The following is a 25,625-nucleotide window of genomic DNA, read 5'->3' on the forward strand; positions in this document are numbered from 1 at the left end:
TGATAAAAATTAAGTAACAAAGATAACTATTCGTAAGGATTTACCATGAGTATTCGTATTCACCCGATTAAAGCATTCAATGACAATTATATCTGGACATTGATTAATGAAAATAATAAGCAAGCGATTGTCATTGATCCAGGTCAGGCTGAACCTGTCATTGCTTACTTAGAAGAAAACAATCTAGAGCTAACGTCTATTTGGACCACGCATCATCATCATGATCACATCGGCGGCGTCGCAGCGCTACAAGAGTCTTATCCGATGACGCACCTAGTGGCGCATACTGAGCATAATGTTGATGAAGATCAAACCATCAAAGATGGCAGTACGGTAAGTGCATGGGGCTGCTCCGCACAAGTTTGGGATGTGTCTGGTCATACCGCCAGTCATGTGGCTTATATCTTGGATATCGATGGGCGCAAGCATTGCTTCTGTGGTGACACGCTATTTAGTGCAGGGTGCGGACGTGTATTTACCGGAACAATCGAGCAATTGCATGACAGCTTTAAGCGTTTGAATGGTCTAGCAGCTGAGACGCTACTGTATCCTGCACATGAATATACGGCCAGCAACTTACATTTTGGGCTATCGATTGAGCCTGCCAATGAGGCAATGCAGCAAGCATTGGCACAAGCAGAAGCGCAAACCGCACAAGGTATGCCGACATTACCTGTGACCCTAGAGCATGAGCGTATGGTAAATGTATTCTTACGTACACAAGAGCCCAGTGTGATAGCAGGTGTGAAGGCTAAAATGAGCATCAACGATGATAAGTCTTTGACCGTATTTGCTGCTTTACGTGAGTTAAAAAATAACTTCTAACTGCGTTCACCGCTCGTTTTCTCTATCGTCATGTTTGTTATGTTAGGAAGCTGCTGTTATGGGTCGTTATATCTTAAAAAGATTACTGTTGATATTACCGACGCTATTTTTGATATTACTCGCAAACTTTGTCATTGTGCAAGCAGCCCCCGGCGGCCCTGTTGAGCAGCAGCTGGCGCTTATTGAACAAGGCGCAAAAGACAATGCGTTAGCTGGTAATATTGGCGCAGGCAGTGCAGGCAGCAATAACAGCACGTATCAGGGTACGCGTGGTCTATCTGAAGAGATGGTGGCAGCGATTAATGCGCAATACGGTTTTGATAAATCGGCCCCCGAGCGCTTTTGGCTGATGCTAAAAAATTATGCCCAGCTAGATTTCGGTGAGTCATTTTTTAAAGGTCAGACAGTGACCGATCTCATTGTAGAAAAGCTACCAGTATCAATCTCGCTTGGGCTATGGAGTACCCTGCTAATTTATATGATAGCGATTCCACTCGGGGTCTATAAAGCCATGCATCATGGCTCTGGGATTGATAAAGCAACGGCTATGCTGCTTGCTATCGGTCATGCGATACCTGTCTTTGTATTCGCCGTCATACTACTGGTGTTCTTTGCGGGTGGCAGTTATTGGAATATCTTTCCACTACAAGGGCTAACCTCTGAGAACTTTGACCAACTAAGCGCCCTTGGCAAGGTGAAAGACTATTTTTGGCATTTGGCGTTGCCACTCTTAGCAAGTACGGTCGGTGGGTTTGCTGGCTTGACCTATTTGACCAAATTTAGCTTTTTAGAAGAATTAGGTAAGCAGTATGTACTTACTGCTCGTGCCAAAGGTTTAGGAGAGCGGCAAGTGTTATACGGGCATGTTTTCCGTAATGCTATGTTAATCATTATCGCTGGTATTCCAGCCGCTATCGTTGGTATTTTCTTTGCTGGTAATTTTCTGATTGAGATTATCTTTAAATTAGATGGTTTAGGCTTGCTCGGATTTGAAGCCATTCAACAGCGCGATTATCCAGTAATCTTTGGTACGTTATTTATCTTTACCTTGGTGGGATTGTTATTACAATTAATCAGCGATTTAAGTTATCACCTGATTGATCCCCGTATTGATTTTGAGGGGCGCTAATGTCAAGTCATCCATCACCTTCAATGCCCTCATCTGACTCTACTGTTTCTATGCCAAAAAAACGTCGGCTAAATCCTATCTGGCAGGCACGCCTAAACCGTTTTCGCCAAAATCGCCTTGGTGTTATCTCGCTATTTGTTTTTGCGCTGATATTTACCATTTGTATGGCAGCCAATGTGATTGCCAATGACAAACCGCTACTGGTGCAGTATCAAGGTGACTATTACTTTCCTGTTATAAAGGCTTATCCTGAAACGACTTTTGGTGGTGTGTTTGAAACCGAAACCAATTACAAAGATCCTGCGGTGCAAGCATTGATTGATGAGCAGGGCTTTTATATTATGCCGCCGATTCCATTTGCTGATCAGACACCCAACGTAGAGCTAGGCATTCCTTATCCAGCGGCACCTAACGCCCAAAACTGGCTTGGTACGGATGACTTGGGCCGTGATGTACTGGCGCGCATACTTTATGGGCTGCGAGTGTCTTTATTGTTTGGCTTGGCATTGACACTTGCAGGCGCATTGATTGGTATTATCGTTGGTGCCATCCAAGGCTATTACGGTGGCTGGGTAGACTTGATTGGGCAGCGTTTTATGGAAGTGTGGGGCGGGATGCCTCAGCTGTTTATGATTATTATTCTGGTCAGTTTATTCAGTCCGAGTATCACCATGCTGTTTGCCTTGATGTTATTGTTTGGCTGGATGGGTCTGGTGGGTTTGGTACGGGCAGAGTTTTTGCGCGCGCGTAACTTTGATTATGTCCGAGCTGCTCGCAATCTTGGTGTGTCGGACAGTCAGATTATGCTGAGACATATTTTGCCGAATGCTTTGGCCTCAAGTTTATCTCAATTGCCCTTTATTTTAACGGCGAATATTATTGCCTTAACGGCACTAGACTTCTTAGGGTACGGTTTACCGCCGGGTTCACCATCACTTGGTGAGCTGATGGTACAAGGCAAAAATAACCTGGATGCACCGTGGCTGGCCTTATCTGGGTTCTTCAGTTTGACCTTTATTTTATCGCTACTCATCTTCGTTGGCGAAGCGCTGCGTGATGCATTTGATCCGAGGCGCTCTTAATATGACAATGATGACTGATAAAAATAATAGATTAAATGAAAATGATGGTCAGGCAACAAACACAGTCATACTGTCGGTAGATAAGCTCAGTATTCATACCGATGGGGGCGTGCCTTTGGTGGATGAGTTGTCTTATGAGCTGACGCAAGGGCAAACCCTAGCTATCGTTGGTGAGTCAGGTTCTGGTAAATCAATAGCCAGTCTCGCGCTATTGGGATTATTACCAGATAGCTTAACTATTACGGGCAAGGTGCAGCTGGCAGATTCAGCAGGTATGACAACCTTACCGATAGCTAATGGAAAAGGGCGGAACACGGCATTACGTGCTGTGCGTGGACAGCGTATTGGTATGGTATTTCAAGAACCCATGACGGCGCTTAACCCTCTACATACGGTCGCTAAACAAATTACTGAGTCACTGCGCCTAAGTGGTATTCCTAAAAAGCAATGGCGCGAACAAAGTATCGCCTTGTTAGATGATGTCAATATTACCGACCCTGCTGATAAGCTGAATCGCTATCCGCATGAGCTATCAGGTGGTCAGCGTCAGCGCGTCATGATTGCGATGGCATTGGCACAGCAGCCCGATATTTTAATCGCTGATGAGCCGACGACGGCACTCGATGTAACGTTGCAACATGAGATTCTTGAGCTGTTAGATGATCTAAAGCGTCAGCATAATATGGCGATGGTGCTTATCAGTCATGATCTCAACTTGGTCAGACGTTATAGTGATGATGTCATCGTTATGCGCCAAGGAAAGACGATTGAACAAGGACAAACGGCCGCTGTATTTAATCAGCCTAAAGCGGAATACACCCGCACGCTTATCCAGCAGGATTTTGGCCAAGCGTTGACTATCTCAACTGACAATAAAAATGAAAATGAGCAGTCAACGGTACTGCAAGTAAACACGCTACAAGTACAGTTCCCAATGGAAAAAAGTCTATTTGGCGGTACCAAGCGTTGGTTTGAAGCAGTTAAAGGTTTAGATATAACGCTGCATAAAGGACAGGCATTGGGTATCGTGGGTGAGTCCGGCTCTGGCAAAACGACGACAGCGCTTGCTTTAAGTCAGTTACTTGGTAACACGGCGCGTGTTGACGGACAGATAGTTGTCAATGGGCAAGATATTGCGGCATTATCGAAACGTGAACTGCGCACTTTTCGCTCGCAGATTCAGATGGTGTTTCAAGACCCATTTGCCAGTATCAATCCTCGTATGACAGTGATGCAAATCGTTGAAGAAGGGTTGCTCGTCCAAGGTGTCGATAAGGCCACTCGTCAGCAGGCGGTCATTGATAGTTTGGCTACTGTACATCTACCAACTGAGTTTTCGCAGCGCTATCCGCATGAGTTGTCTGGTGGTCAGCGACAACGCGTGGCACTCGCACGCGCGCTTATCATGCAGCCAAGTCTATTAATATTGGATGAACCGACTTCCGCGCTCGACAGTACCACGCAGGTGACAGTTGTTAACCTGCTACGTGAGATTCAACAAAAACTGCAAATCAGCTATGTATTTATCAGCCATGACCTAAAAGTCGTGCGGGCGCTATGTCAAAAAATTATGGTATTAAAAGACGGTGCGTGTGTAGAGTCAGGGAGTACTGAAGATATTTTTCATAATCCGCAACATCCGTATGTTAGGCGTTTGCTACAGGCGAGTAGCACTTAGTTGTGACAACACATCTTACCTAAATGGAATTGACTGTAGCAGTTCATATTAATAGCGATATCATATAGATGGCAGTGATAAACTAAGGATAGAGCAACGTTTTTTCAGCATAAATATTCAGGCACGCTTTGACGTTATAGATATGTTATTACTTTAATAGTGACTTTTAGTCGCTGATTAAAATGGTTGTTATTACTATTTTGGTATGATTAAAAAGGACTGTTTACCCATGAAGAAGCAAAATAGTATTTCTAAATTAGTAGGTAGCACTGGATTGCAACATGCAGGGTATGTCGCCGTTGCTAAGACTCGTGCCAAAGTGCTTAAAGCTGTCTCTTATGTGATACCTATCAGAAGACCAATGCTGTTCGTCGGTGAGTCTGCTTGTCATGAGCTGTGCGATATGCTCATCAACGAAGGAAGCACCAACGTATTTATTGTCACTGATGCGGTATTAAATAAGCTTGGTATACCTGCGAAAGTCACTGAATATTTAGAAGAAAAAAATATCAGCTATCATGTCTACGATGGTGTTACACCAGATCCTACTTTTACGGTAATCGAAGAAGGTCTAAGCCAGTCTATAGCAGCAAAGTGCGATGCAATCATCGCCATCGGTGGCGGTTCGGTCATTGATGCTGCCAAAATGATGGCGATTTCGCAGGGTAATCACTGCGAACCTAAGCAACTCATTGGTATTCTCAAAGCAAGAAAACCAGCCATCCCATTGTACTGTGTGCCTACGACGGCTGGTACTGGCTCGGAAGCCACGCTCGGTGCGGTAGTGTCTGATGACAAGACGCATCAAAAAGCACTTTCTATTGATCCTAGAATGGTGCCATTGGCAGCCGCGATTGATCCGGTTATTATGAAAGGCATGCCAGCTCATATTACCGCTGATACGGGTATCGATGTACTGACACATGCATTAGAGGCATGGATGAGTGTGAACGCTAGTGTAGAGACCGACTATTATGCGGCCTCTGCGGTCAAGTCTGTTATGCATTACTTACCCATAGTTTATAAGGACGGTGGCGACCTGAAAGCAAGAGAAGCGGTGGGTGTGGCTGCTCATTATGGTGGTATCGCCTTTAATAAAGCGGGCCTCGGTTATGTGCATGCGATTGCTCATCAGTTAGGGGCGTATTATCGTATTCCTCATGGTCGTGCAAATGCTATTGTATTGCCTTACGTTTTGGATGTGAACCGTCAAGCAAGCCAAAAAAGACTGGCAGCATTGGCTAGAAAAACTGGCATAGTAAACACAAATCAAGCAGCTGGAAGTGACAGTATTGACAGTGCGATAACCGATCATCTAATCGCTCAAGTACGTGAGCTAATTACAGACTTAAATATCGATCCCACTATTGATGGCTTACAAACCAGTGATTTTGATAATATTGCTAAAGCCGCTGCAAAAGAAGTCAGTGATACCTATGCAGTACCACTTTACCTCACAGCATCTGAAATAAAAGATATCTTGATAAAGATCAAGCAGGCAAGTGATCACTGTATGAATGACAAAACAGAAAGCACTAAAGTAGCCTAAGATATATAAATGCGGTATAAAAAGAGCATGCTACCACCAGTGTAGCGTGCTCTTTTTCCGTTATTACGCTGTATGGGTTTAGCTTATAAATACTCAAAAAACCGCTATTCGAAAAGTAAAAACCTAAAAAATAGCTTAAACCAAAAATATTAGACGATGATTGTTCAGTTTAAGTACAGAGTTTTTAATCTACGTTAAATTTTTATAACAAACTAGGTGTATTCCAGTGACACACAAGGGTTATGATAACTGTGTAGCTTCACTCCATAACATTATTTTTAGGATATTCTAATGAACCTCAAACTAAACACCAAGGTCGCTGCTATGGTTGTTGCGGCGAGCAGTACTTTCTTTGTTGGCTGTGCTGCCACTGAAAATACTGCGAAGACCACGCCACCAACCACTGGTAACAACCCTTATGCGCCTACAGATCCTAATTTGGCTGTGGCGACAGTCGCTGGCGGCTGTTTTTGGTGTGTAGAAGCGGGTTATGAGAAGATACCTGGTGTTGTGGAAGTGGTATCAGGTTATACAGGCGGTGAGACTCAGAATCCAACTTATAAACAGGTATCAGCAGGTGGCACCGGCCATACTGAAGCGGCACAAGTATATTATGATCCGACGAAAATAACGTATAATGGCATAGTACAAGCATTATGGCGTATCGCTGATCCAACCGATGCTGACGGCCAGTATGTAGATCGTGGAACCCAGTATCGACCTGCTATTTTCTATAATAATCAACAAGAAAAGCAAACAGCAGAAGCGGCGAAAAAAGCGCTGCAAGACTCTGGCGTCTATGACAAGCCAGTGGTGATAGAAATCGTTCCTGCCAGCACCTTCTACCCGGCAGAAGATTATCATCAAGATTATTATAAAAAGAACCCACTTCGTTATAAAGCGTATACCTTCAACTCTGGTCGTTACCAGTTTATCGAGAGCGTATATGGTAAAAACTATGAGTTGGACTTTAGTCAGTTCAAACCAGCTGCTGGTAGTGTGACAGTAAATACATCAACCACACCTTCAAATACCGCAGCGGCTACTACTGGTTTTAATTCAAAGACCTTTGTAAAACCTGCCAAGAGTGAATTAAAGAAATCACTCAGTGATATTCAGTATAAGGTGACTCAGGAAGAGGGCACTGAGCGCGCTTTTGATAATGAATATTGGGATAACAAAGCGCCTGGTTTATATGTCGATGTCATATCAGGTGAGCCGCTGTACTCTTCTCGTGATAAATACAAGTCTGGAACAGGCTGGCCAAGCTTTACTCGTCCATTAAGCACAGATATGGTCGTTGAAAAAGAAGATCGCGGTATATTCTCCGTTCGTACCGAGATACGTAGTCGCTATGCTGACTCGCATGTCGGTCACGTGTTTGATGATGGCCCTGCACCAACAGGCAAGCGCTACTGTATGAACTCAGCAGCACTGCGTTTTGTACCATTAGCAGATATGGAAAAAGAAGGTTACGGTGATTGGATTGATGACGTAAAACCAATTGCTTCTTAACTTTTGACAGAACTAAAAAAAGAAAAGGACGCTAATGCGTCCTTTTCTTATTTATGAATATTTAATGACTCTATATTTAATGACTATTTATTTTAATAACTAAAAAGCAGGTTGACGCTTAGGTATCGCGCTCAAAAATTCCGTACGTGCTTGATTGTCATGGACAAACTCACCTAACATTGACATCGTACGTGTAGTGGAGTGCTGTTTACCTACACCACGCATCATCATGCACATGTGTGCTGCATCCATCACGACCGCGACGCCGCGGCAGCCAGTGACTTCCATAATAGTTTGTGCTATTTGTTCGCTTAGGTTCTCTTGAACTTGCAAACGACGGGCAAACATATCAACGATACGGGCAAATTTTGATAAGCCCAAGACTTGTCCGTTAGGTAAATAGCCGACATGTGCAACACCATGAAATGGCAACATATGATGCTCGCATAATGAGTAAAACTCAATATTTTGTACCAATACGAGTTCACGATTGCTTGATGGGAACAGCGCATCATTGACGACTTCATCTAAGTTCTGATGATAGCCTTGGGTTAAATGGGCAAAAGCTTTTGCGGCACGCATGGGTGTATCTTCAAGACCAGGGCGGTGTAAGTCTTCACCAGTTGAGCTGATCAATTGGCGATAAGACTCAGCGCTCTCTTGGTAATTTGATGTTATTGTTAGGGTGTTACTCATAAGTTTGGCAGCCATCCAAAATGTGGGTGTAGCTTAACGCTAAATCCTTGTTTACAAACAACGGTTGTAAAGGATTATTATAAAAATTGTGCAAGCTGGGAAGGGCTGTGATTATACTTGAAATCTGCTTAACTTCATACTGCTGTGGTTCGTAGTTCAATGTTTAATCAATATTAGACGCCATTGTAGGCAAATCTAGTTTACGACTGTTTACTTAAATTAATTCGTGTATAATAGTTCACCTATCATTTGTGTTTAATTATCACTGGCTATCTGTCATATATAACAACTCTAAATAATTTTTTAATATCAATAAATTTGATCGATTCAAAAGGAAACACTATGCTACTTCAAGGACAAAGATTTGTCGTAACGGGCATTGCAAGCAAACTCTCTATCGCTTGGGCAATCGCAGAAGCACTACACCGTGAAGGTGCCTCACTAATTTTGACTTATCCAAACGATAAGATAAAAAAACGTGTGGATATGGCTGCAGAAAAGTTCGAAGCAGATTTGGTACTAGAGTGTGACGTAGCATCTGACGAGTCTATTGCTGCTTGCTTTGAGCAAGTGACTGCTCATTGGGGTGATGGTATTGACGGTGTGGTACATGCAATTGGTTTTGCACCGATGGATCAGCTCGACGGCGATTTTGTCAACGCGACCACTCGTGAAGGCAGTCACATTGCGCACGATATCTCAAGCTATAGCTTTGTTGCATTGGCCAAAGAAGCTCGTGCATTATTAGCCATGCGTCACGGCTCTATGCTGACACTAACTTATGAAGGTAGTATCTCAGTATTGCCGAACTACAATGTCATGGGCATGGCAAAAGCCAGTCTTGAAGCCAGTGTTCGCTATCTTGCGACCTCTATGGGCGGTGAAGGCATCCGTGTTAATGCGATTTCAGCAGGTCCTATCCGTACGCTTGCTGCTAGTGGTATCAAATCATTCCGTAAAATGCTCGATGTCAGCGAAAAAATCGCGCCACTACAGCGTAACATTACCCAGACAGAAGTAGGCAATGCTGCATTGTTCTTACTATCTCCGTGGGCATCCGGTATTACTGGAGAGATTATGTTTGTCGATGCAGGTTTTAATACCGTTGCCATCAGCGAGCAGTTAATGATGCTGGACGAACCAAAGTAACTATACTTAGTAAGAGCATTCTTAGGTAATTAATAGCATTGTTTAAAAAATAGCGTTTAAGAAATAAGGAAGGCAGCCAATTGGCTGCCTTTTTTGGTTATACTAGAGGCCATTTTTAAGTTAGCCTTCAGGCAGTAGATATGATAACTAAACTACCAAAGTGGATATTGTGGGGTGGTGCAGTGCTTGCGTTTAGTGCAGGCTGCGTCAATACTGCTGCATTAATGGGCTTTGCTAATTTATCAGTCTCTCATGTTACTGGTAATGTGAGCTTATTTGCATCAGCGATTGCTTATTTAGATGTGCACAGTATTTTGTATATTGGTGCGCTGCTGCTGTCTTTTTTAGCGGGTGCGGTCTTGAGTGGTTTCGTGATTGGACAAGCGCCTTTAAAGCTGGGTAAACGTTATGGCCGTGCGTTATATCTCGAAGCATTTCTGCTAGTAGTCAGCTATTGGTTATACCAGCAGCATGATTATTTAGGGCAGTTAGCCGCTGCGATGGCGTGTGGATTACAGAATGCCATGGTGGCAACTTATAGTGGTGCCGTCATTCGTACGACTCATCTCACAGGATTGACGTCAGACATGGGAGCGGCGATTGGTAATTGGTTAGCAGGTCGTTCAATCAGCAAGCCGACACTAGGTTTTCAGGCTATTATCTGGTACTGCTTTTGCGGTGGTAGCGTAGTAGGGGCATTTTTGTATGCCAAAGTAGGCTATGGCGCGTTACTAGTGCCTATCACTATCGTACTGACAGCAGCATTTATATATAACTATGCGTCAGACCACCTGCCAGAAAAAAGACTGCCAAGACATAAAAAGCGCTCATCATCATAATAAGCGCCTATTCTCTTTTGCTTTAAACATGAAGCGTTAATTTATTTATCGTCTTCTTCGCTGTGGTTTTCATGTTCGTGCATACCTCGCATCATATCTAATGCAGAGTCATCGGTACGTTGCTGATCTTCTTTGGCTAGACCGTCTTGATTTATATCTGTCGGTGCCATCTTCGTGGTTGAGTCAGTTTTATTTGCGTCTGTCATAAAGTGCTCCTGTTTATTTTTATGTATTTCTAGCATAAATTTCTAATAGAGATAGGCTTTGAGATGTCTACTATTATTTGGCTCGACTGTCAGTATGAGAGACGGCTATACTCTTGTATACATACGGTGTACACTTGTTTAGTGAATATATGTAACCAGAAATTATATAGGCTTTAAATAGTGTATTTCTATTTCTAACGCACAGATAAAAGGCATAATTACGCCACAGTTAACATAGAACTTATTGCGAATAAATACGTCAGCATTAAGAATGGTTAAAAGAATATTCTGGTATAAGTTTATTAAGTAATTTGTCAATTAATTTTTCTGTCATATATCTGCTATGATAGCCACGTATTTTTTTGGGTTAATGACAAAGTGAATACTATATATAGTCGCCTTCATATGTAGGGCATTTTCACACTGTCTTTGAGGAAATAAGGACGTTTTATGTCAGAGCAAAAACTAGACAGCCATCTACCTAACGATGGTAATGAGTATTTATTTACCGATACCTTTCCAAAGGGTACTGGTAAAGGATTGATTGTTGTCGCTATTGCGGCGATTGTCGCTATGATTATCTATAATGTGTTGCCGTTCGATATCAATGCCAATAAAGGGCTAGCCTTGTTGTTTTTCATTGGCGTGTTGTGGTTGACGGAAGCGGTACACGTTACCATTACTGCGCTATTGGTCGTGGTCGTGGGTGCACTGATTGGTATACCAGACTTCGATGCCAAAATTGGTTTAGAGAGCTTTGCTAGTCCGACGATTTATTTGTTCTTTGGTGGTTTTGCTTTGGCAGCCGCCTTGCATGTACAGCAATTGGACAAAAAAATCGCATTAAAGATTTTATCGATGTCAGGTGGTAAGCTAAACACCGCTGTGTTTTTGATATTTGGCGTGACGGCATTTTTGTCAATGTGGATATCGAATACGGCCACTGCGGCGATGATGCTACCGTTAGCGCTTGGTATATTGACACAAGTCGATCGTGAGAAAGATCGCGGTACGTTTGTATTTGTCCTACTAGGTATTGCTTACTCGGCAAGTCTGGGTGGTTTAGGTACTATCGTTGGTTCGCCACCTAATGCTATCGCAGCAAAGGCACTGGATATCGCCTTTATTGACTGGATGAAGTTTGGTATACCTATGATGTTGGTGCTATTGCCACTATTATTAGGTGCGATGTATGTGTTCCTCAAACCTAATCTAAATCGTAAAATCGTGATCGTAGAAGATGAGCCTATTGCTTGGAATAAACCGCGTGTGGTGACGATTATTGTCTTCATTGTGACTGCGTTGAGTTGGATATTTTCCAAACAAATTGGTGAAGCACTAGATATCACTGATACGGATGCCATTATTGCTTTATCAGCGGCTGCAGCAGTGGTGAGTTTAGGATTGGTATCCTGGAAGCAAGTCTCTGACAATACGGATTGGGGTGTACTCATGCTGTTCGGTGGCGGTATTGCGCTGTCGACAGTGTTGAAAGTATCAGGTGCATCTCTAGTACTGGGTGAAACGGTCGCTAATGCGTTGTCTTCGGCACCACTGGTTGTGGTGATGATTGCGGTATCTGCGTTCATTATCTTCTTAACTGAGTTTGCCTCTAACACAGCATCTGCCGCATTGTTGGTGCCAGTATTTGCTGCTATTGCAGAGCAGATGGGTTTGCCACATGAAGTGTTGGTATTGGTCATTGGTATTGGTGCATCATGTGCTTTTATGCTACCAGTTGCGACGCCACCGAATGCTATTGTGTTTGGTACAGGTCTCATCAAGCAAACAGAGATGATTCGTACCGGTATCATTCTTAATATTATCGCCACCTTTGTTGTGGGGCTGTGGGCATATTTTTTCTTAATATAGCTTAGCAAATAATATAGTAATGAAACCAAACCCGATGTTTTAAGTGATGCTTAAACATCGGGTTTTTTACTTTTTGAGGTTCTTAATATTTGTTTTTTAATATTTGTATAAAACTTTATTGGTGAGAAGAGGTAAGTAATATCATGAACCTTGATGATCAGCAGATAAATACCATCGCTGCAATTTCTGACATTCATAGTAATGTCTTTGCTCTAGAGGCGGTTCTTGCAGACATAAAGCGGCGCAATGTAGAACAAATCGTCAATCTTGGTGATATTTTATATGGTCCGATTGCGCCGAAAGCAACTTATGAGCTACTGATGACCTATCGAGACGATATTATTGCTATTTCTGGTAACCAAGATAGACAGATATACGAGGCGACAGCGGCAGATATTGAGAGTAATTCAACGCTAGGTTTTATTATCGATAACTTGCCAGCCGCCGCAATGAAATGGATGCAAAACTTGCCTTTTGATTGCCATTTAAGCAAAGACTTTTATCTGTGTCATGGGTCGCCGACGGATGACATGATATATCTGTTAGAAAATATAGAAACAGGTCAACCGAGAGTACGTAGCGATGCAGATATTCTGGCATTGCTCAATGGTATTGATAGTAAGGTTGTCGTATGTGGCCACACCCATATCCCGCGTACGGTAAAGCTATCGACCGATCAAATAGTTATCAATACTGGTAGCATTGGTTATCCCGCCTATAAAGATGAATTACCTAATGTCCATAGAATGCAGACCTATTCTCCTCATGCAAGTTATGCAATCATTAGATGTGTTGATACCGAGCGAGGGAGGTGCTGGCAAGCAGAGCATATTAAGGTGCCTTACGATTATGAGGCTGCTGCTCAATCAGCTTCAAAGAATGGTCGTGAGGATTGGGCATTTGCACTGAGAACGGGGTGTGTGCTGTAAGCTCGTTATTTAGAGTAATAATTGATATTTTGCATTGTATTCAGCATAGTTTGTTTCGTACCAAGCTGTTGTAAGTGCTAGTATTTATAGGGTTGCACCAGACTTCTTGTAATGCTAGGTAGTCTTTTAGATTTATAGTTCTATAAAAACCACTGACACCAATCTGTCTATGGTTTTCTCCTCGTTCCAGTAGCATATCTGGAGCTAAAGAGAAGCTAGTAACTAGCTGCTTTGAGTCGTCATAAAAAGAAATTCCGATGATATTGCCTGCTTCTTTACCACCATTTACCTTTATCCATGACTCGTAGCTTTGTTTATTTATGTCATTGACTATGGCGGTAATTTTTTCAGGATGATGTTGTACGTCGTAAACCAATATTGTATTTTTCGAATCAGGGTACTTAACCTCGACTTTAATAATATTGTGATAAGTGGCCTTAAATGTGAGTTTTAACTCTTTCTGAAAGAAAGTCTCTATTGGAAACAGTGCTAACAAAGTCATGATTGCTGCAAACATTACTTTTACCACTGGTAACGACTTTTTCATCTAGAGTCTTCTTTATGATTGATTGCGCTTTATTAAGAATGTAGAGAAAACTCTCATGATAGCTAGAGTTTTGAAAATATACATAAGTATTCTATCATTGGCAGCATGCTCATATGCTGAAGATAATAATGGTAAGACAGTTGTTCAAAGCCAAAGTGCATCCTAATAACTTTACCTATAAGGCAATAATTTATGCCAACCCTATATATGATTCAACTGGGCGCTCGGCCCAAAGGTCGCTTGATTGAACAGCACGATATTTTCTTTGGTGTGGCCAACCAGGTGAGTGAGTTAATCGCAGATATCAATGACCATTGGCCAGAAGTAAAGAACAAATGGCATATTGACTCGTATCGTGCGGTTACCAACGTTGATGGTCATGCTATTAAACTGGTTGAGCCCAGTAATAAAATTGACAATCAAACAGACCATAGTAAAAGCCTAAAGCTGTTTTTCATTAATCTCGGTGGATACCAGCAGGGCAGTTTTGAAGAATTTCATTATAAGTTACTCATCGTTGCCCCCAATCAAGCAGGTGCTATCAAACAAGCAAAACAGAGTGCTTTTTATCAGCAGTTTACTTTTAAAGACAGTAGCTCTCCTTTTGATGCTGCGTCACATATTGATGATAAGTTTGAGGTAGATATAGACGATATATATAACGTGAATGATCTAATATCAGACCTTCAGTTAGTGATTGAACCTATTAATGGTGTCGATAATGCAATAGATGAGGATTTAGCAGATAAAGAGTATGTTGGCTATTTGAGTATCAAGAATTTGAAAAAATTGGCGTTATGATTAATAAGTATGATTAACAAGCTGACTAAATAAATAATTCATTCACAAAAACAAAATAGGGCGAGCAGATTTGCAAAATTTCATAAAAGGATTTTTAAGTGGGTTATTGCAGGTATGGGCATTGGAATAGGACTGTTCATTGTTCTAGTGGCTGTAGCGTTTTGGAATAATAAGAATGAACTAGAAAAATCTGATGACACTACAGCAGTATCAAGTAACGAGGTTGAAAGTGCTATAGAAGATAACAGTGAGTTATCAAGCTCTCAATCTATAGTAAATGCTCAAGACGTACCGATAGGTTATAAATTGATGGAAGAGGGAGGTGTCATGTTAGATGCACCTATTATGGGCATGGAATGGGAGAGTGTGAAAGATGAAAACACGACCACTAATCCACGTGTGTATGAACTCTTTATAATATATCAATGTGTCACGGAAGACGGCGAGCATTTACGTTTGGATGTGATTAATAGCGATATTGGTTATATGCTCAAGTACTATTTTGCTACACAAGGTAACCCTTTAAAGCTAGAAGCACAGCAAGCTACTGAAGATGCCTATTATGTGAAGTACCTCAATTCTACTGATATCACTATGCGGGATCCGAATAATTATTATAATTTGACACAGTACGAAGACGGCGATACCTCTTTTTATATCATTAATGCCATCACTGGTCAGGAGATGAATCATTTTTCTTGTGAGAATAACTCGATTGAAAATGATCAGTATGCTTTGATTGCTCAAATGGAGCCAGAGCATTTTAAATTTAAACCTATGACTGACGAGCTTGAGTCTCTTTTGGCTGAGCGCTTTGAAAATCAATAAAAGCCTTTTTGGTTACCAACCAAACATCAGAACCAACTTGAATCGCACTCAAATTACCCCCATAATCTAAACACTTTTAAATAATAAATAGCCTAAGTAAATATGCCCAATAATTCTGAGAATACCACACAAGCATCTAACGAAGATGCTGCTCGTCAAACCAATAACACTATAAATCCGAATAAAAAAAGTGATAATACAAATCACGAAAATTTACGTATTACATCGCGTAGTGCCACACCAAACAGTGCCATGCCGAGCAATGATAAAGCAGCTGCTCAATCTCCTATAGCCGCTGATTTGCCAGTACTCGCCAAAGACAGCTATTACTTAACGCGTCTAGAGCGAGAGCTGGCACGTGCCGTTGTGTCGAGTAAAAAAGAGAATAACGAAAAAGCCAATGAAGCGTTAACGAAAAAACGCGAGCAATACGACAAAATAAAAACTCGATCTCAGGAAGCAGTACAGGCACGTATTGATAGTATTCCTGCAGACTTGCCAGCCAAGCTAAACCTTGATTTGCCCGTGAGTCAACGTGCTGATGATTTGATTCAAGCCATCATCGATAACCAAGTCATTATCGTCGCAGGTGAGACAGGTTCTGGTAAGACGACGCAGTTACCGAAGCTTGCGATGCTGGCAGGACGTGGCATCAAAGGGCAGATAGGGCATACGCAACCAAGGCGTCTAGCAGCGAGAAGTGTGGCAAACCGTATTGCAGAAGAATTGGGCGAACCCTTAGGCAACACCATTAGTTTTAAGATTCGTTTTAATGAGCAAGGATCGGCGCAATCCGTTGTGAAGCTCATGACGGATGGTATCTTGTTGGCTGAACTGGGTCATGATCGGTTTTTGAGCAAGTACGATACGATTATCATTGATGAGGCGCATGAGCGTAGCTTAAATATTGACTTTATTATGGGTTATCTGAAAAAGATGCTACCCAAACGCCCTGATTTAAAAGTCATTATTACTTCAGCGACGTTAGATACCAAACGCTTTAGTGAGTATTTTAGTCATTACGATGCCAAACTTAAATGCAAAGTCCCTGCGCCCATCTTTAATGTCGAAGGTCGAAGCTTTCCGGTAGAGGTTCGTTATCGTCCACTCACTGATGAGCCTGTTACGAGCTCCGATGATGACAGTTATGATGACTTTGAAGAGAATTTGCCACGTGCCATCGTTGCTGCAGTAGAAGAATGCTTTAGTGATGCACAAAGCAAAGGACATGCTGATCAGGCAGATATCTTGATATTTGCCGCGACAGAAGCTGAGATTCGTGAGACACAAGAAGTCCTAGAGCGTCATGGACCTAAGCACACCGAAGTGCTGCCTTTGTTTGCGCGACAGACCTATGAAGAGCAGCAGCGTATTTTTCAGCCGTCCGGTCGTGGTCGACGTATCGTTATCGCTACCAACGTGGCTGAGACAGCGCTGACTGTACCCGGTATTCGCTATGTTATTGATCTAGGATTTGCGCGTATTTCGCGTTATTCCTACCGCTCACGCGTGCAGCGTTTGCCGATTGAGGCAATTTCACAAGCCGCAGCCAATCAGCGTAAAGGTCGTTGTGGTCGAGTTGCGCCGGGTGTCTGTATTCGTCTATATAGTGAAGAAGACTTTAGCGGTCGTCCAGAGTTCACTGAACCTGAGATTCTACGAACCAACTTAGCGTCAGTCATTTTGCAGATGGCCAATCTGCGCTTAGGTAGTGTCGATGATTTTGCATTTATCGAGCCACCTGACAGTCGCTTGGTCACGGACGGGCATAAATTGCTCGACGAGCTAGGAGCTATTACTTCTAAAACTGCAGCCACTTCTACGAATAAAACCAATAAACCAAAACCAAAAAAAGGTCTTGATCATCTCGCCTTGACAGCTACTGGTCAAAAGATGGCACGTATGCCGATCGATCCAAGGCTGGCACGTATGTTGGTCGCGGGCTCTGACTTTGATTGTATTCGTGAAATGCTCATCGTTGTCGCCGCACTTGCAGTTCAGGATCCACGTGAGCGTCCTGTTAATAAACGTCAGCAAGCGGATCAAAAGCATGCTGAGTTTCGTCAAGATGACTCTGACTTCCTATTCTATTTAAGCCTATGGAAAGCGTTGTTTGAAAAAGACGAAAACGGCAATAAGTTGTCTGGTAATCAGCGCAAGCAGTTTACTAAGAAAAATTATCTGAGCTTTCCACGTGTACGAGAGTGGCATCAGACGCATCGCCAACTGGTGCAAATGGTCACTGATTTAAAGCTTACCGATGTCAATGATGCCAAAGCTGCTGCTAAGGGCAAGGCGCTAGAGGCTACTACTAGCGACCCTACGGCGATTGAAGATGAAGAGCTAAAGGCAGTTAAGTACGCGAACCTGCATCGTGCGTTGATGACAGGTCTACTTTCTACTATTGCTCACAAAACTGAAAATCGTGGCGAATATCTCGCGGCTCGCCAGCAAAAAGCCAAGATATTTCCAGCCAGTACGGTATTTAAGCAGATACCACCATGGGTGATGGCGTTTGAGGTGGTAGAAACCTCTCAGGTATTTATGCGCACGGTGGCCAAGATTGAACCAGAATGGATTATCTCCGCTGCTGGTGACTTGTTGAAGTATCACTACTTTGAGCCGCATTGGTCGAAGAAAACAGGTCGCGTCAAAGCCTACGCACAGATTAGTTTATTTGGTCTGATTATTATCAGTAAGCAGCTGACCAATTATGAGCAAGTCAATCTAAGCGAGTCACGTGAAATCTTTATCCGTGATGGTCTGGTCACTGGTAACTTGGGTCGTCAAGCGCCATTTTTACAGCACAATATGGATAAAATCGCAGACATCGAACGTATTGAAGATAAATTACGCCGCCGTGATTTGTTGGTCGATGAAGAGTCGCTGTACCAGTTTTATGACAAAAAAATCCCTGAGCACATTGCCAGTCGTAAATCTTTTGAAGATTGGCGCGCTGAGGTTGAAAAATCTGACACCAAGCATTTATTTTTTACCGATGATGACGTACTCAATAGCCAAGCACCGACCACGGGAGACTTCCCAGAAGTATGGAAGTTGGGTGATTTAAAACTACCGCTACGTTATATCTTTGATCCAGCAAGTGATGATGATGGTGTGACCATTCGTGTGCCGCTTGTCGCGTTGCCGCAGCTTGATGCCATCGAGCTATTGTGGGGCGTGCCTGGCTGGCGCTATGAGCTAGTGCTGCAATTACTTAAGTCGTTACCCAAAGATATCCGTCGTCAGATAGTTCCTATTCCTGATACGGCTGATGGTTTGTTTGACGAGTTGCAACCTGCTGGTGGACAAGGACTATTGAAGCAGCTCTGCCAAGCGTTGAATCGTCGCGGTATTATGTCAGTGACACCAGATAAATTTAATCCGTCTACGATTGACCGCTACTTACAGCCCCAAATCTGTGTGGTCGATGATAAAAACCGTATTATCGAAAAAGGTCGTGACCTGCAAACGTTGCAGATTCGACATGCCAGTGAAACCCGTCAAGCCGTTAATGAGCAGCAAGGAGCACACACTGAGTTCCCTGAACATTTTGCCTTTAGCAAAAATCATCATAGTGCAGGCGTGGTGATGAAGCAGTTTGCGGCTTTGGTCGCTGATGAAGCAGGCGAAGCGGTATCGATTCATCAATATACGGATGTTAATGCGGCACTACAGGCGCATCGTATCGGGGTACTAGCCTTAATAAAGAGCAAGCTTGGCGCAAAGAAAAAACAGCTCACCAGTCAAGTTGACAGTATCTTTAAATTGGCATTTGCACCACTTGGTGATATGGGTAAGCTTAAGACCATCATCATCGATGCGGCATTAGACGCGGCGCTTGAAGAGCATTATATATTGTTCGATCATAGTACAGACTTGCCTGAAAATGCAGATGATACTGCAGTGGCACTTGCTGAGGAGTTGCCTTTTACCTCAGTAGAGTATGAGAAAACATTAGAGGTCGTGGCTGGCAACTTCTTATTGACTGGTCAAAGCGTGATAAAAACCCTGAAAAACGTCTATACCCGATGGCAGCGTATTCGCCAAGGATTATTGATGCTAGATAGGGAGATATTTGGTGAGTCTATCGAGGATATTGAAGATCAGCTAGAAGATTTACATTTGGCTGATTTTGTCTATCGTATGGATTATAGCCATTGGCAACAGTATCCACGTTATCTAGAAGCATTAGAGGTTCGTCTTGAACGCCTTGAGCACAATCTGGATGCGGATCTGGATGGCGTCTATGCATTAGATTTACATATGGAGCGACTAGCAGGGCGTGCGGACAAAGACGCCATTAGTGACTACCGCTGGATGGTGGAGGAGTATCGTATTCAGCTATTCGCCCAACCTATGAAAACCCGTATGGCAGTATCGCCGAAGCGTCTAAGTAAGATGTGGGATAAAGTGAGTTAGTCAGAGAGTTATAGTGCTAAACAATCATAATTTTTTTAAAATTTGGTAGTGTGACGAATTTTAAACCACTAATTTGACAGTGATTATTTCACTAATGCTTTGTGCTTATCTTATGTAAGCTACCGTCAAAGTAAGAGATAATCTCAAACAAAAAGGATGATAAACATGTGGGACGAACGCTATAGCGGCACAGAATTTGCATTTGGTAAAGAACCTAATGATTTTTTGAGAGAAACGTTTGAGCAGATTCCCACAGGTGGGCACGTATTATGTCTGGCAGAGGGCGAGGGTAGGAATGCCGTTTTCTTAGCGCAGCAAGGCTATAACGTTACTGCGATGGATATGTCCGAAGTGGGTCTGATAAAAGCGACGCAATTGGCAAAAGATAGAGGAGTGACAATTACAACTCAAGTGGCAGATTTGGCTGATTACCCCTTTGGTACCAATAAATGGGATGCTATTGTCTCTATCTGGGCACATGTACCTGACGCGTTACGTCACCATATGCATGCGCAGATTGTCACTGCTTTGAAGCCAAATGGTGTGTTTATCGTTGAAGCCTATACCAAAGCACAGCTTGAGGCAGATGCTGTCGGAGGACCGCCTGCGAGTCAAATAGAGCGTTTTGGGTCGTTAGAGAACTTACAAAGTGAGCTTGTAGCGCTTAAGGAAATCATTGGTATTGAACGACTGCGTATGGTGTCAGAGGGAAAGCGTCATCAAGGACTTAGCGCTGTCGTGCAGTTTGTTGGAAAAAAAGAATCAATAGAATAATAAAAGTTAAGTAATTTATTTTTATAAAAATTATTAGATAATATTAAGAATTTTTTCTCGAGCCAAGCTATATATATCCTGAGTGAGTGAACATTTCATTTGAAAAATTAGACTAATGTTTGGCTGTGTTACATGACGAATTGTGAGTATTGATATATAATCAATACATCAGAGTTATGTGTAATTATACATTATTACTTTCTTACACATAAATTATGTGTATTTTTTTGCCAAATATAATACGGATATACTTATTTTGAATAAGTATGTTCATAAAAAAACTGTCTTAATGTAAGTTCATAGCTCAAATATAGCGTATTGTTAGAAAAACTCAGAAAAGTTACCCACAAATCATTGATGAATTAGGAATGAACCATGGAAAGAGTATTCAAGAATATGACAGCGGCTATCGTATTGCCAGCCCTTTTATTGAGTCTGTCAGCTTGCGCCATGACTGGTCACAGTAGTGTTGATAATGAAGGCGACAGCCGGCGAGTGGGTAACGTAACATGGAACAACCAAGTGGATACTGACTTCCAAAAAATCTTGGCTACTAACGTTGATACTGATGAAACGAGACTGGTCTTTATTCGCAAAAATGATGATGATGTAGAACAAACCAGTGCCAATGTATCCATTAACAACAGATTCCAAGTCAGCTTGCATCCTGGTAACTATACCGTCGTCAATTCTTGTGTTGGTACCAATCAAGTTAGTGCACATGCTACTGGCTTTAAAGACAATGACTTACTAGCAGACAAAAAAGACTATCAGCTGGTAGGCGGTCAAACCTATTTCTTTTATGTAGATATGGACGACACAGGCAAAAGTAAGCTTGATCAGATAACCGCTGAAAGTGCCTTACCATTACTAGATGCTAAACGCTATCAAACGCATCAAATCAGCCGAGTGGTACCTAACTGCCCAGCGCCTGTCGTAACACCGCCACCTATTGTGCAACCGACTGTACCTGTACTCGCTGAAAAAGTAACCATTGAACTTGAAGTCTTGTTTGAGACAGACAAATCCATAGTACGCCCTGAATATTATTCTAAAGTATCTGAGTTGGCCGCGTTTATGGTGAAATATCCTAATACTGTCGTGACCATCGAAGGTCATACCGATAGCCGTGCCAGTGACAGCTACAACCAAGCTTTATCACAGCGCCGCGTAGATGCCGTCAAAGAAGTGTTGATAACACAGTTCTCAGTTGCGCCTGAGCGCTTAACTGCCATTGGTTATGGTGAATCTCAGCCAAGAGCCAGTAACGATAATGCAGCAGGCCGACAGCTTAACCGCCGTGTGGTTGCAGTAGTTGAAGAACGCACAAGCAGCTAATAAAAAATGATGCATAGGCAACCACACTTGCCTAATTAGAAATACTAAGCGGTATCACTGAATTAAAAAAAGAAGGTAATAACATGAATACTATAATCGTAAAAACGAACGATGTGCATAAGACCATCAACCAAATAGAAGTGGTTACCCAAGATGGCGTGCCAACAGTCATCCAAGCGACAGATAAGGTCAATTACGAGTTTCATGATACCGCGATTAACCGTGCACCTAATCACATCATTACCAAACGCATTAAGAATGATTTACATGTCTCATTTGAAGAAAATGGTGAAGATAGCGATCTCATCATAGAAGGATTTTATGACAATCCAGACAGTGCATTAGTCGGTATTGCTGAAGATGGAGAATATTATTACTACATTCCAGATACTGGTGAAACGTATGACTATGTCACGCAATTAGAAAATGGTGACGTAGAAGGACAAGCTTTGGGTGGAGAAGAATATATTGCTGCAGCCATACCTTGGTGGATTCCTGCAGCAGCAGGGATCGGTTTGGTAGGTTTGATTGCTAGCTATAATAGTAGTGATGATAATGACGAGAATAGCGCACCATCAGCAATAGGTGAAACCCAAAGCGGTACGGTGGGACAACCTGTAGTTATAGATGTTTTGGCTAACGACACCGACCCTGATGGCGACATAGACCCAACCAGCGTCAAGCTTATTGATCCGACTGATGGCTCTGAAGTGACAACATTAACCGTACTAGGCGAAGGCGAATGGATCGTTGACCCAGACACAGGTGTGGTTACCTTTACGCCAGAAACAGGATTTACTGGCGATCCAACTCCTGTTAGTTATGTGGTTTCAGACAGTACTGGCTTGAAATCTAACCAAGCGACCATTACCGTTGACTATATACAATCAGCCCCCGTTGCAGTAGATGACGTAGGATCAGGCCCATTAAACCAGCCCGTATTGATTGACGTATTGGGTAACGACACCGACCCTGATGGCGACATAGACCCAACCAGCGTCAAGCTCATTGATCCGGCTGATGGCTCTGAAGTGACAACATTAACCGTACCAGGCGAAGGCGAATGGGAAGTTGACCCAACCACTGGCGCCGTTACTTTCACCCCAGAGTCAGGCTTCACAGAAGATCCAACGCCAGTAGACTATGTAGTCTCTGACATCACAGGTGAGCCATCTAACCCAGCCACCATCGTGGTTGACTATCCACCAACCGTACCCGTGGCAGTAGATGACGCGTATACCGTAGAAGAAGACGGCACCGTAGTGCTTGACCCACTAAACGCTGACAGCGACTTCGATGGCGACACCCTCAGCATCACTGACATTAATGGTACCGCCTTAACCCCAGGTGTGGCTCAAAGCATTGACGTACCAAACGGCGTGGTGAACATAGATACCGCAGGTGTCATCAGCTTCACCCCTGATGCCAACTTTAATGGCGACGTTGAATTTGACTACACCATCACCGATGGCACGACAGCAGTTAGCGCCACAGAAACCATCACCGTCACGCCTGTGAATGATGCGCCCGTGGCAGTAGATGATGCATATACCGTAGAAGAAGACGGCACCGTAGTACTAGCACCGCTTACTACTGGCATCGCTGATAGTGACTTGGATGGCGACACCCTCAGCATCACTGACATTAACGGCACCGCCTTAACCCCAGGTGTGGCTCAAAGCATTGACGTACCAAACGGCGTGGTGAACATAGACAACGCAGGTGTCATCAGCTTCACCCCTGATGCCAACTTTAATGGCGACGTTGAATTTGACTACACCATCACCGATGGCACGACAGCAGTGAGCGCCACAGAAACCATCACCGTCACGCCTGTGAATGATGCCCCCGTTGCAGTAGATGACGTAGGATCAGGCCCATTAAACCAGCCCGTATTGATTGACGTATTGGGTAACGACACCGACCCTGATGGCGACATAGACCCAACCAGCGTCAAGCTCATTGATCCGGCTGATGGCTCTGAAGTGACAACATTAACCGTACCAGGCGAAGGCGAATGGGAAGTTGACCCAACCACTGGCGCCGTTACTTTCACCCCAGAGTCAGGCTTCACAGAAGATCCAACGCCAGTAGACTATGTAGTCTCTGACATCACAGGTGAGCCATCTAACCCAGCCACCATCGTGGTTGACTATCCACCAACCGTACCCGTGGCAGTAGATGACGCGTATACCGTAGAAGAAGACGGCACCGTAGTGCTTGACCCACTAAACGCTGACAGCGACTTCGATGGCGACACCCTCAGCATCACTGACATTAATGGTACCGCCTTAACCCCAGGTGTGGCTCAAAGCATTGACGTACCAAACGGCGTGGTGAACATAGATACCGCAGGTGTCATCAGCTTCACCCCTGATGCCAACTTTAATGGCGACGTTGAATTTGACTACACCATCACCGATGGCACGACAGCCGTGAGCGCCACAGAAACCATCACGGTAACCCCTGTGAATGATGCGCCCGTGGCAGTAGATGATGCATATACCGTAGAAGAAGACGGCACCGTAGTACTAGCCCCGCTTACTACTGGCATCGCTGATAGTGACTTGGATGGCGACACCCTCAGCATCACTGACATTAATGGCACCGCCTTAACCCCAGGTGTGGCTCAAAGCATTGACGTACCAAACGGCGTGGTGAACATAGACAACGCAGGTGTCATCAGCTTCACCCCTGATGCCAACTTTAATGGCGAAGTCGAATTTGACTACACCATCACCGATGGCACGACAGCCGTGAGCGCCACAGAAACCATCACTGTAACGCCTATGAATGATGCCCCCGTTGCAGTAGATGACGTAGGATCAGGCCCATTAAACCAGCCCGTATTGATTGACGTATTGGGTAACGACACCGACCCTGATGGCGACATAGACCCAACCAGCGTCAAGCTCATTGATCCGGCTGATGGCTCTGAAGTGACAACATTAACCGTACCAGGCGAAGGCGAATGGGAAGTTGACCCAACCACTGGCGCCGTTACTTTCACCCCAGAGTCAGGCTTCACAGAAGATCCAACGCCAGTAGACTATGTAGTCTCTGACATCACAGGTGAGCCATCTAACCCAGCCACCATCGTGGTTGACTATCCACCAACCGTACCCGTGGCAGTAGATGACGCGTATACCGTAGAAGAAGACGGCACCGTAGTGCTTGACCCACTAAACGCTGACAGCGACTTCGATGGCGACACCCTCAGCATCACTGACATTAATGAGGCCACTGCCTTAACCCCAGGTGTGGCTCAAAGCATTGACGTACCAAACGGCGTGGTGAACATAGATACCGCAGGTGTCATCAGCTTCACCCCTGATGCCAACTTTAATGGCGACGTTGAATTTGACTACACCATCACCGATGGCACGACAGCAGTTAGCGCCACAGAAACCATGAGCGCAGCTTCAGACCGTCACGCCTGTGAATGA

General features: G+C 43.6%; 19 protein-coding genes. 16 read left to right on the forward strand and 3 right to left on the reverse strand.

The window, feature by feature from the left end:
• Positions 1–45 precede the first annotated feature (45 nt).
• From gloB to msrB, 6 genes are all read left to right on the forward strand, one after another.
• The gene (gloB, locus tag JMW61_RS10725; RefSeq protein WP_197101428.1) at positions 46–825 is read left to right on the forward strand and encodes a hydroxyacylglutathione hydrolase; all 780 of its coding nucleotides are present in this window, start codon (positions 46–48) and stop codon (positions 823–825) included.
• 58 nt (positions 826–883) lie between these two features.
• A complete protein-coding gene (yejB, locus tag JMW61_RS10730; RefSeq protein WP_110923836.1) occupies positions 884–1,954 on the forward strand; it encodes a microcin C ABC transporter permease YejB in 1,071 nt (356 codons plus the stop codon).
• A 50-nt stretch (positions 1,955–2,004) separates the two neighbouring features.
• The gene (locus JMW61_RS10735; protein ID WP_201551926.1) at positions 2,005–3,036 is read left to right on the forward strand and encodes an ABC transporter permease; all 1,032 of its coding nucleotides are present in this window, start codon (positions 2,005–2,007) and stop codon (positions 3,034–3,036) included.
• Between the two features lie 7 nt (positions 3,037–3,043).
• Positions 3,044–4,714, forward strand: coding sequence for an ABC transporter ATP-binding protein (locus JMW61_RS10740; protein ID WP_406947842.1), 1,671 nt, complete (start codon positions 3,044–3,046; stop codon positions 4,712–4,714).
• A gap of 229 nt (positions 4,715–4,943) precedes the next feature.
• Positions 4,944–6,263: an iron-containing alcohol dehydrogenase gene (locus JMW61_RS10745; protein ID WP_201551151.1), complete on the forward strand. Its 1,320-nt coding sequence runs from the start codon at positions 4,944–4,946 to the stop codon at positions 6,261–6,263.
• Between the two features lie 291 nt (positions 6,264–6,554).
• On the forward strand, positions 6,555–7,778 hold the full coding sequence (gene msrB / locus JMW61_RS10750) for a peptide-methionine (R)-S-oxide reductase MsrB (RefSeq protein WP_201551153.1): 1,224 nt from the start codon (positions 6,555–6,557) through the stop codon (positions 7,776–7,778).
• Positions 7,779–7,877: 99 nt separating this feature from the next.
• Here the strand turns inward: msrB and folE are convergent, their stop codons facing one another.
• Positions 7,878–8,474, reverse strand: coding sequence for a GTP cyclohydrolase I FolE (gene folE / locus JMW61_RS10755; RefSeq protein ID WP_227687449.1), 597 nt, complete (start codon positions 8,472–8,474; stop codon positions 7,878–7,880).
• A 342-nt stretch (positions 8,475–8,816) separates the two neighbouring features.
• Between folE and JMW61_RS10760 the strand changes: the two genes are divergently transcribed.
• Together JMW61_RS10760 and JMW61_RS10765 are read left to right on the forward strand one after the other, a co-directional pair.
• On the forward strand, positions 8,817–9,623 hold the full coding sequence (locus JMW61_RS10760) for an enoyl-ACP reductase FabI (protein ID WP_110923842.1): 807 nt from the start codon (positions 8,817–8,819) through the stop codon (positions 9,621–9,623).
• A 140-nt stretch (positions 9,624–9,763) separates the two neighbouring features.
• On the forward strand, positions 9,764–10,462 hold the full coding sequence (locus JMW61_RS10765) for a YoaK family protein (RefSeq protein ID WP_110923843.1): 699 nt from the start codon (positions 9,764–9,766) through the stop codon (positions 10,460–10,462).
• A 41-nt stretch (positions 10,463–10,503) separates the two neighbouring features.
• On the opposite strand, the gene JMW61_RS10770 is transcribed toward JMW61_RS10765, so the two are convergent.
• Positions 10,504–10,668, reverse strand: coding sequence for a hypothetical protein (locus JMW61_RS10770; RefSeq protein ID WP_201551157.1), 165 nt, complete (start codon positions 10,666–10,668; stop codon positions 10,504–10,506).
• 450 nt (positions 10,669–11,118) lie between these two features.
• On the opposite strand from JMW61_RS10770, the gene JMW61_RS10775 reads away from it, so the two are divergent.
• Complete coding sequence (locus JMW61_RS10775; protein WP_110923844.1) at positions 11,119–12,540, forward strand: SLC13 family permease; 1,422 nt, start codon at positions 11,119–11,121, stop codon at positions 12,538–12,540.
• Between the two features lie 143 nt (positions 12,541–12,683).
• Positions 12,684–13,469 (forward strand): metallophosphoesterase family protein, encoded by a 786-nt coding sequence (locus JMW61_RS10780; protein ID WP_201551159.1) that lies wholly within the window; start codon positions 12,684–12,686, stop codon positions 13,467–13,469.
• 40 nt (positions 13,470–13,509) lie between these two features.
• On the opposite strand, the gene JMW61_RS10785 is transcribed toward JMW61_RS10780, so the two are convergent.
• A complete protein-coding gene (locus tag JMW61_RS10785) occupies positions 13,510–14,016 on the reverse strand; it encodes a hypothetical protein (protein WP_201551161.1) in 507 nt (168 codons plus the stop codon).
• Between the two features lie 192 nt (positions 14,017–14,208).
• On the opposite strand from JMW61_RS10785, the gene JMW61_RS10790 reads away from it, so the two are divergent.
• From JMW61_RS10790 to JMW61_RS10815, 6 genes are all read left to right on the forward strand, one after another.
• Positions 14,209–14,817 (forward strand): DUF1543 domain-containing protein, encoded by a 609-nt coding sequence (locus JMW61_RS10790; protein ID WP_201551163.1) that lies wholly within the window; start codon positions 14,209–14,211, stop codon positions 14,815–14,817.
• Positions 14,818–14,931: 114 nt separating this feature from the next.
• Positions 14,932–15,645, forward strand: coding sequence for a hypothetical protein (locus JMW61_RS10795; protein ID WP_201551165.1), 714 nt, complete (start codon positions 14,932–14,934; stop codon positions 15,643–15,645).
• A 252-nt stretch (positions 15,646–15,897) separates the two neighbouring features.
• Positions 15,898–20,067, forward strand: coding sequence for an ATP-dependent RNA helicase HrpA (gene hrpA, locus JMW61_RS10800; RefSeq protein ID WP_201551927.1), 4,170 nt, complete (start codon positions 15,898–15,900; stop codon positions 20,065–20,067).
• Between the two features lie 165 nt (positions 20,068–20,232).
• Positions 20,233–20,841, forward strand: a complete 609-nt coding sequence (locus tag JMW61_RS10805; protein WP_201551167.1) for a class I SAM-dependent methyltransferase — start codon at positions 20,233–20,235, stop codon at positions 20,839–20,841.
• 375 nt (positions 20,842–21,216) lie between these two features.
• Complete coding sequence (locus JMW61_RS10810; RefSeq protein ID WP_201551169.1) at positions 21,217–22,179, forward strand: OmpA family protein; 963 nt, start codon at positions 21,217–21,219, stop codon at positions 22,177–22,179.
• 83 nt (positions 22,180–22,262) lie between these two features.
• Positions 22,263–25,625: an Ig-like domain-containing protein gene (locus JMW61_RS10815; RefSeq protein ID WP_201551171.1), complete on the forward strand. Its 3,363-nt coding sequence runs from the start codon at positions 22,263–22,265 to the stop codon at positions 25,623–25,625.

The sequence above is a fragment of the Psychrobacter fjordensis genome (assembly GCF_904845995.1).
Lineage (GTDB): Bacteria > Pseudomonadota > Gammaproteobacteria > Pseudomonadales > Moraxellaceae > Psychrobacter > Psychrobacter fjordensis.

What these genes read in the sequence shown, in the direction of transcription:
- JMW61_RS10815 (WP_201551171.1), top strand. Translation starts at nt 22,263, where the DNA reads ATGAATACTATAATCGTAAAAACGAACGATGTGCATAAGACCATCAAC.
- JMW61_RS10775 (WP_110923844.1), top strand. Translation starts at nt 11,119, where the DNA reads ATGTCAGAGCAAAAACTAGACAGCCATCTACCTAACGATGGTAATGAG.
- JMW61_RS10780 (WP_201551159.1), top strand. Translation starts at nt 12,684, where the DNA reads ATGAACCTTGATGATCAGCAGATAAATACCATCGCTGCAATTTCTGAC.
- JMW61_RS10735 (WP_201551926.1), top strand. Translation starts at nt 2,005, where the DNA reads ATGCCAAAAAAACGTCGGCTAAATCCTATCTGGCAGGCACGCCTAAAC.
- JMW61_RS10765 (WP_110923843.1), top strand. Translation starts at nt 9,764, where the DNA reads ATGATAACTAAACTACCAAAGTGGATATTGTGGGGTGGTGCAGTGCTT.
- JMW61_RS10795 (WP_201551165.1), top strand. Translation starts at nt 14,932, where the DNA reads ATGGGCATTGGAATAGGACTGTTCATTGTTCTAGTGGCTGTAGCGTTT.
- JMW61_RS10790 (WP_201551163.1), top strand. Translation starts at nt 14,209, where the DNA reads ATGCCAACCCTATATATGATTCAACTGGGCGCTCGGCCCAAAGGTCGC.
- gloB (WP_197101428.1), top strand. Translation starts at nt 46, where the DNA reads ATGAGTATTCGTATTCACCCGATTAAAGCATTCAATGACAATTATATC.
- folE (WP_227687449.1), bottom strand. Translation starts at nt 8,474, where the DNA reads ATGAGTAACACCCTAACAATAACATCAAATTACCAAGAGAGCGCTGAG.
- JMW61_RS10740 (WP_406947842.1), top strand. Translation starts at nt 3,044, where the DNA reads ATGATGACTGATAAAAATAATAGATTAAATGAAAATGATGGTCAGGCA.
- JMW61_RS10770 (WP_201551157.1), bottom strand. Translation starts at nt 10,668, where the DNA reads ATGACAGACGCAAATAAAACTGACTCAACCACGAAGATGGCACCGACA.
- JMW61_RS10745 (WP_201551151.1), top strand. Translation starts at nt 4,944, where the DNA reads ATGAAGAAGCAAAATAGTATTTCTAAATTAGTAGGTAGCACTGGATTG.
- JMW61_RS10810 (WP_201551169.1), top strand. Translation starts at nt 21,217, where the DNA reads ATGGAAAGAGTATTCAAGAATATGACAGCGGCTATCGTATTGCCAGCC.
- JMW61_RS10785 (WP_201551161.1), bottom strand. Translation starts at nt 14,016, where the DNA reads ATGAAAAAGTCGTTACCAGTGGTAAAAGTAATGTTTGCAGCAATCATG.
- JMW61_RS10805 (WP_201551167.1), top strand. Translation starts at nt 20,233, where the DNA reads ATGTGGGACGAACGCTATAGCGGCACAGAATTTGCATTTGGTAAAGAA.
- yejB (WP_110923836.1), top strand. Translation starts at nt 884, where the DNA reads ATGGGTCGTTATATCTTAAAAAGATTACTGTTGATATTACCGACGCTA.
- hrpA (WP_201551927.1), top strand. Translation starts at nt 15,898, where the DNA reads ATGCCGAGCAATGATAAAGCAGCTGCTCAATCTCCTATAGCCGCTGAT.
- JMW61_RS10760 (WP_110923842.1), top strand. Translation starts at nt 8,817, where the DNA reads ATGCTACTTCAAGGACAAAGATTTGTCGTAACGGGCATTGCAAGCAAA.
- msrB (WP_201551153.1), top strand. Translation starts at nt 6,555, where the DNA reads ATGAACCTCAAACTAAACACCAAGGTCGCTGCTATGGTTGTTGCGGCG.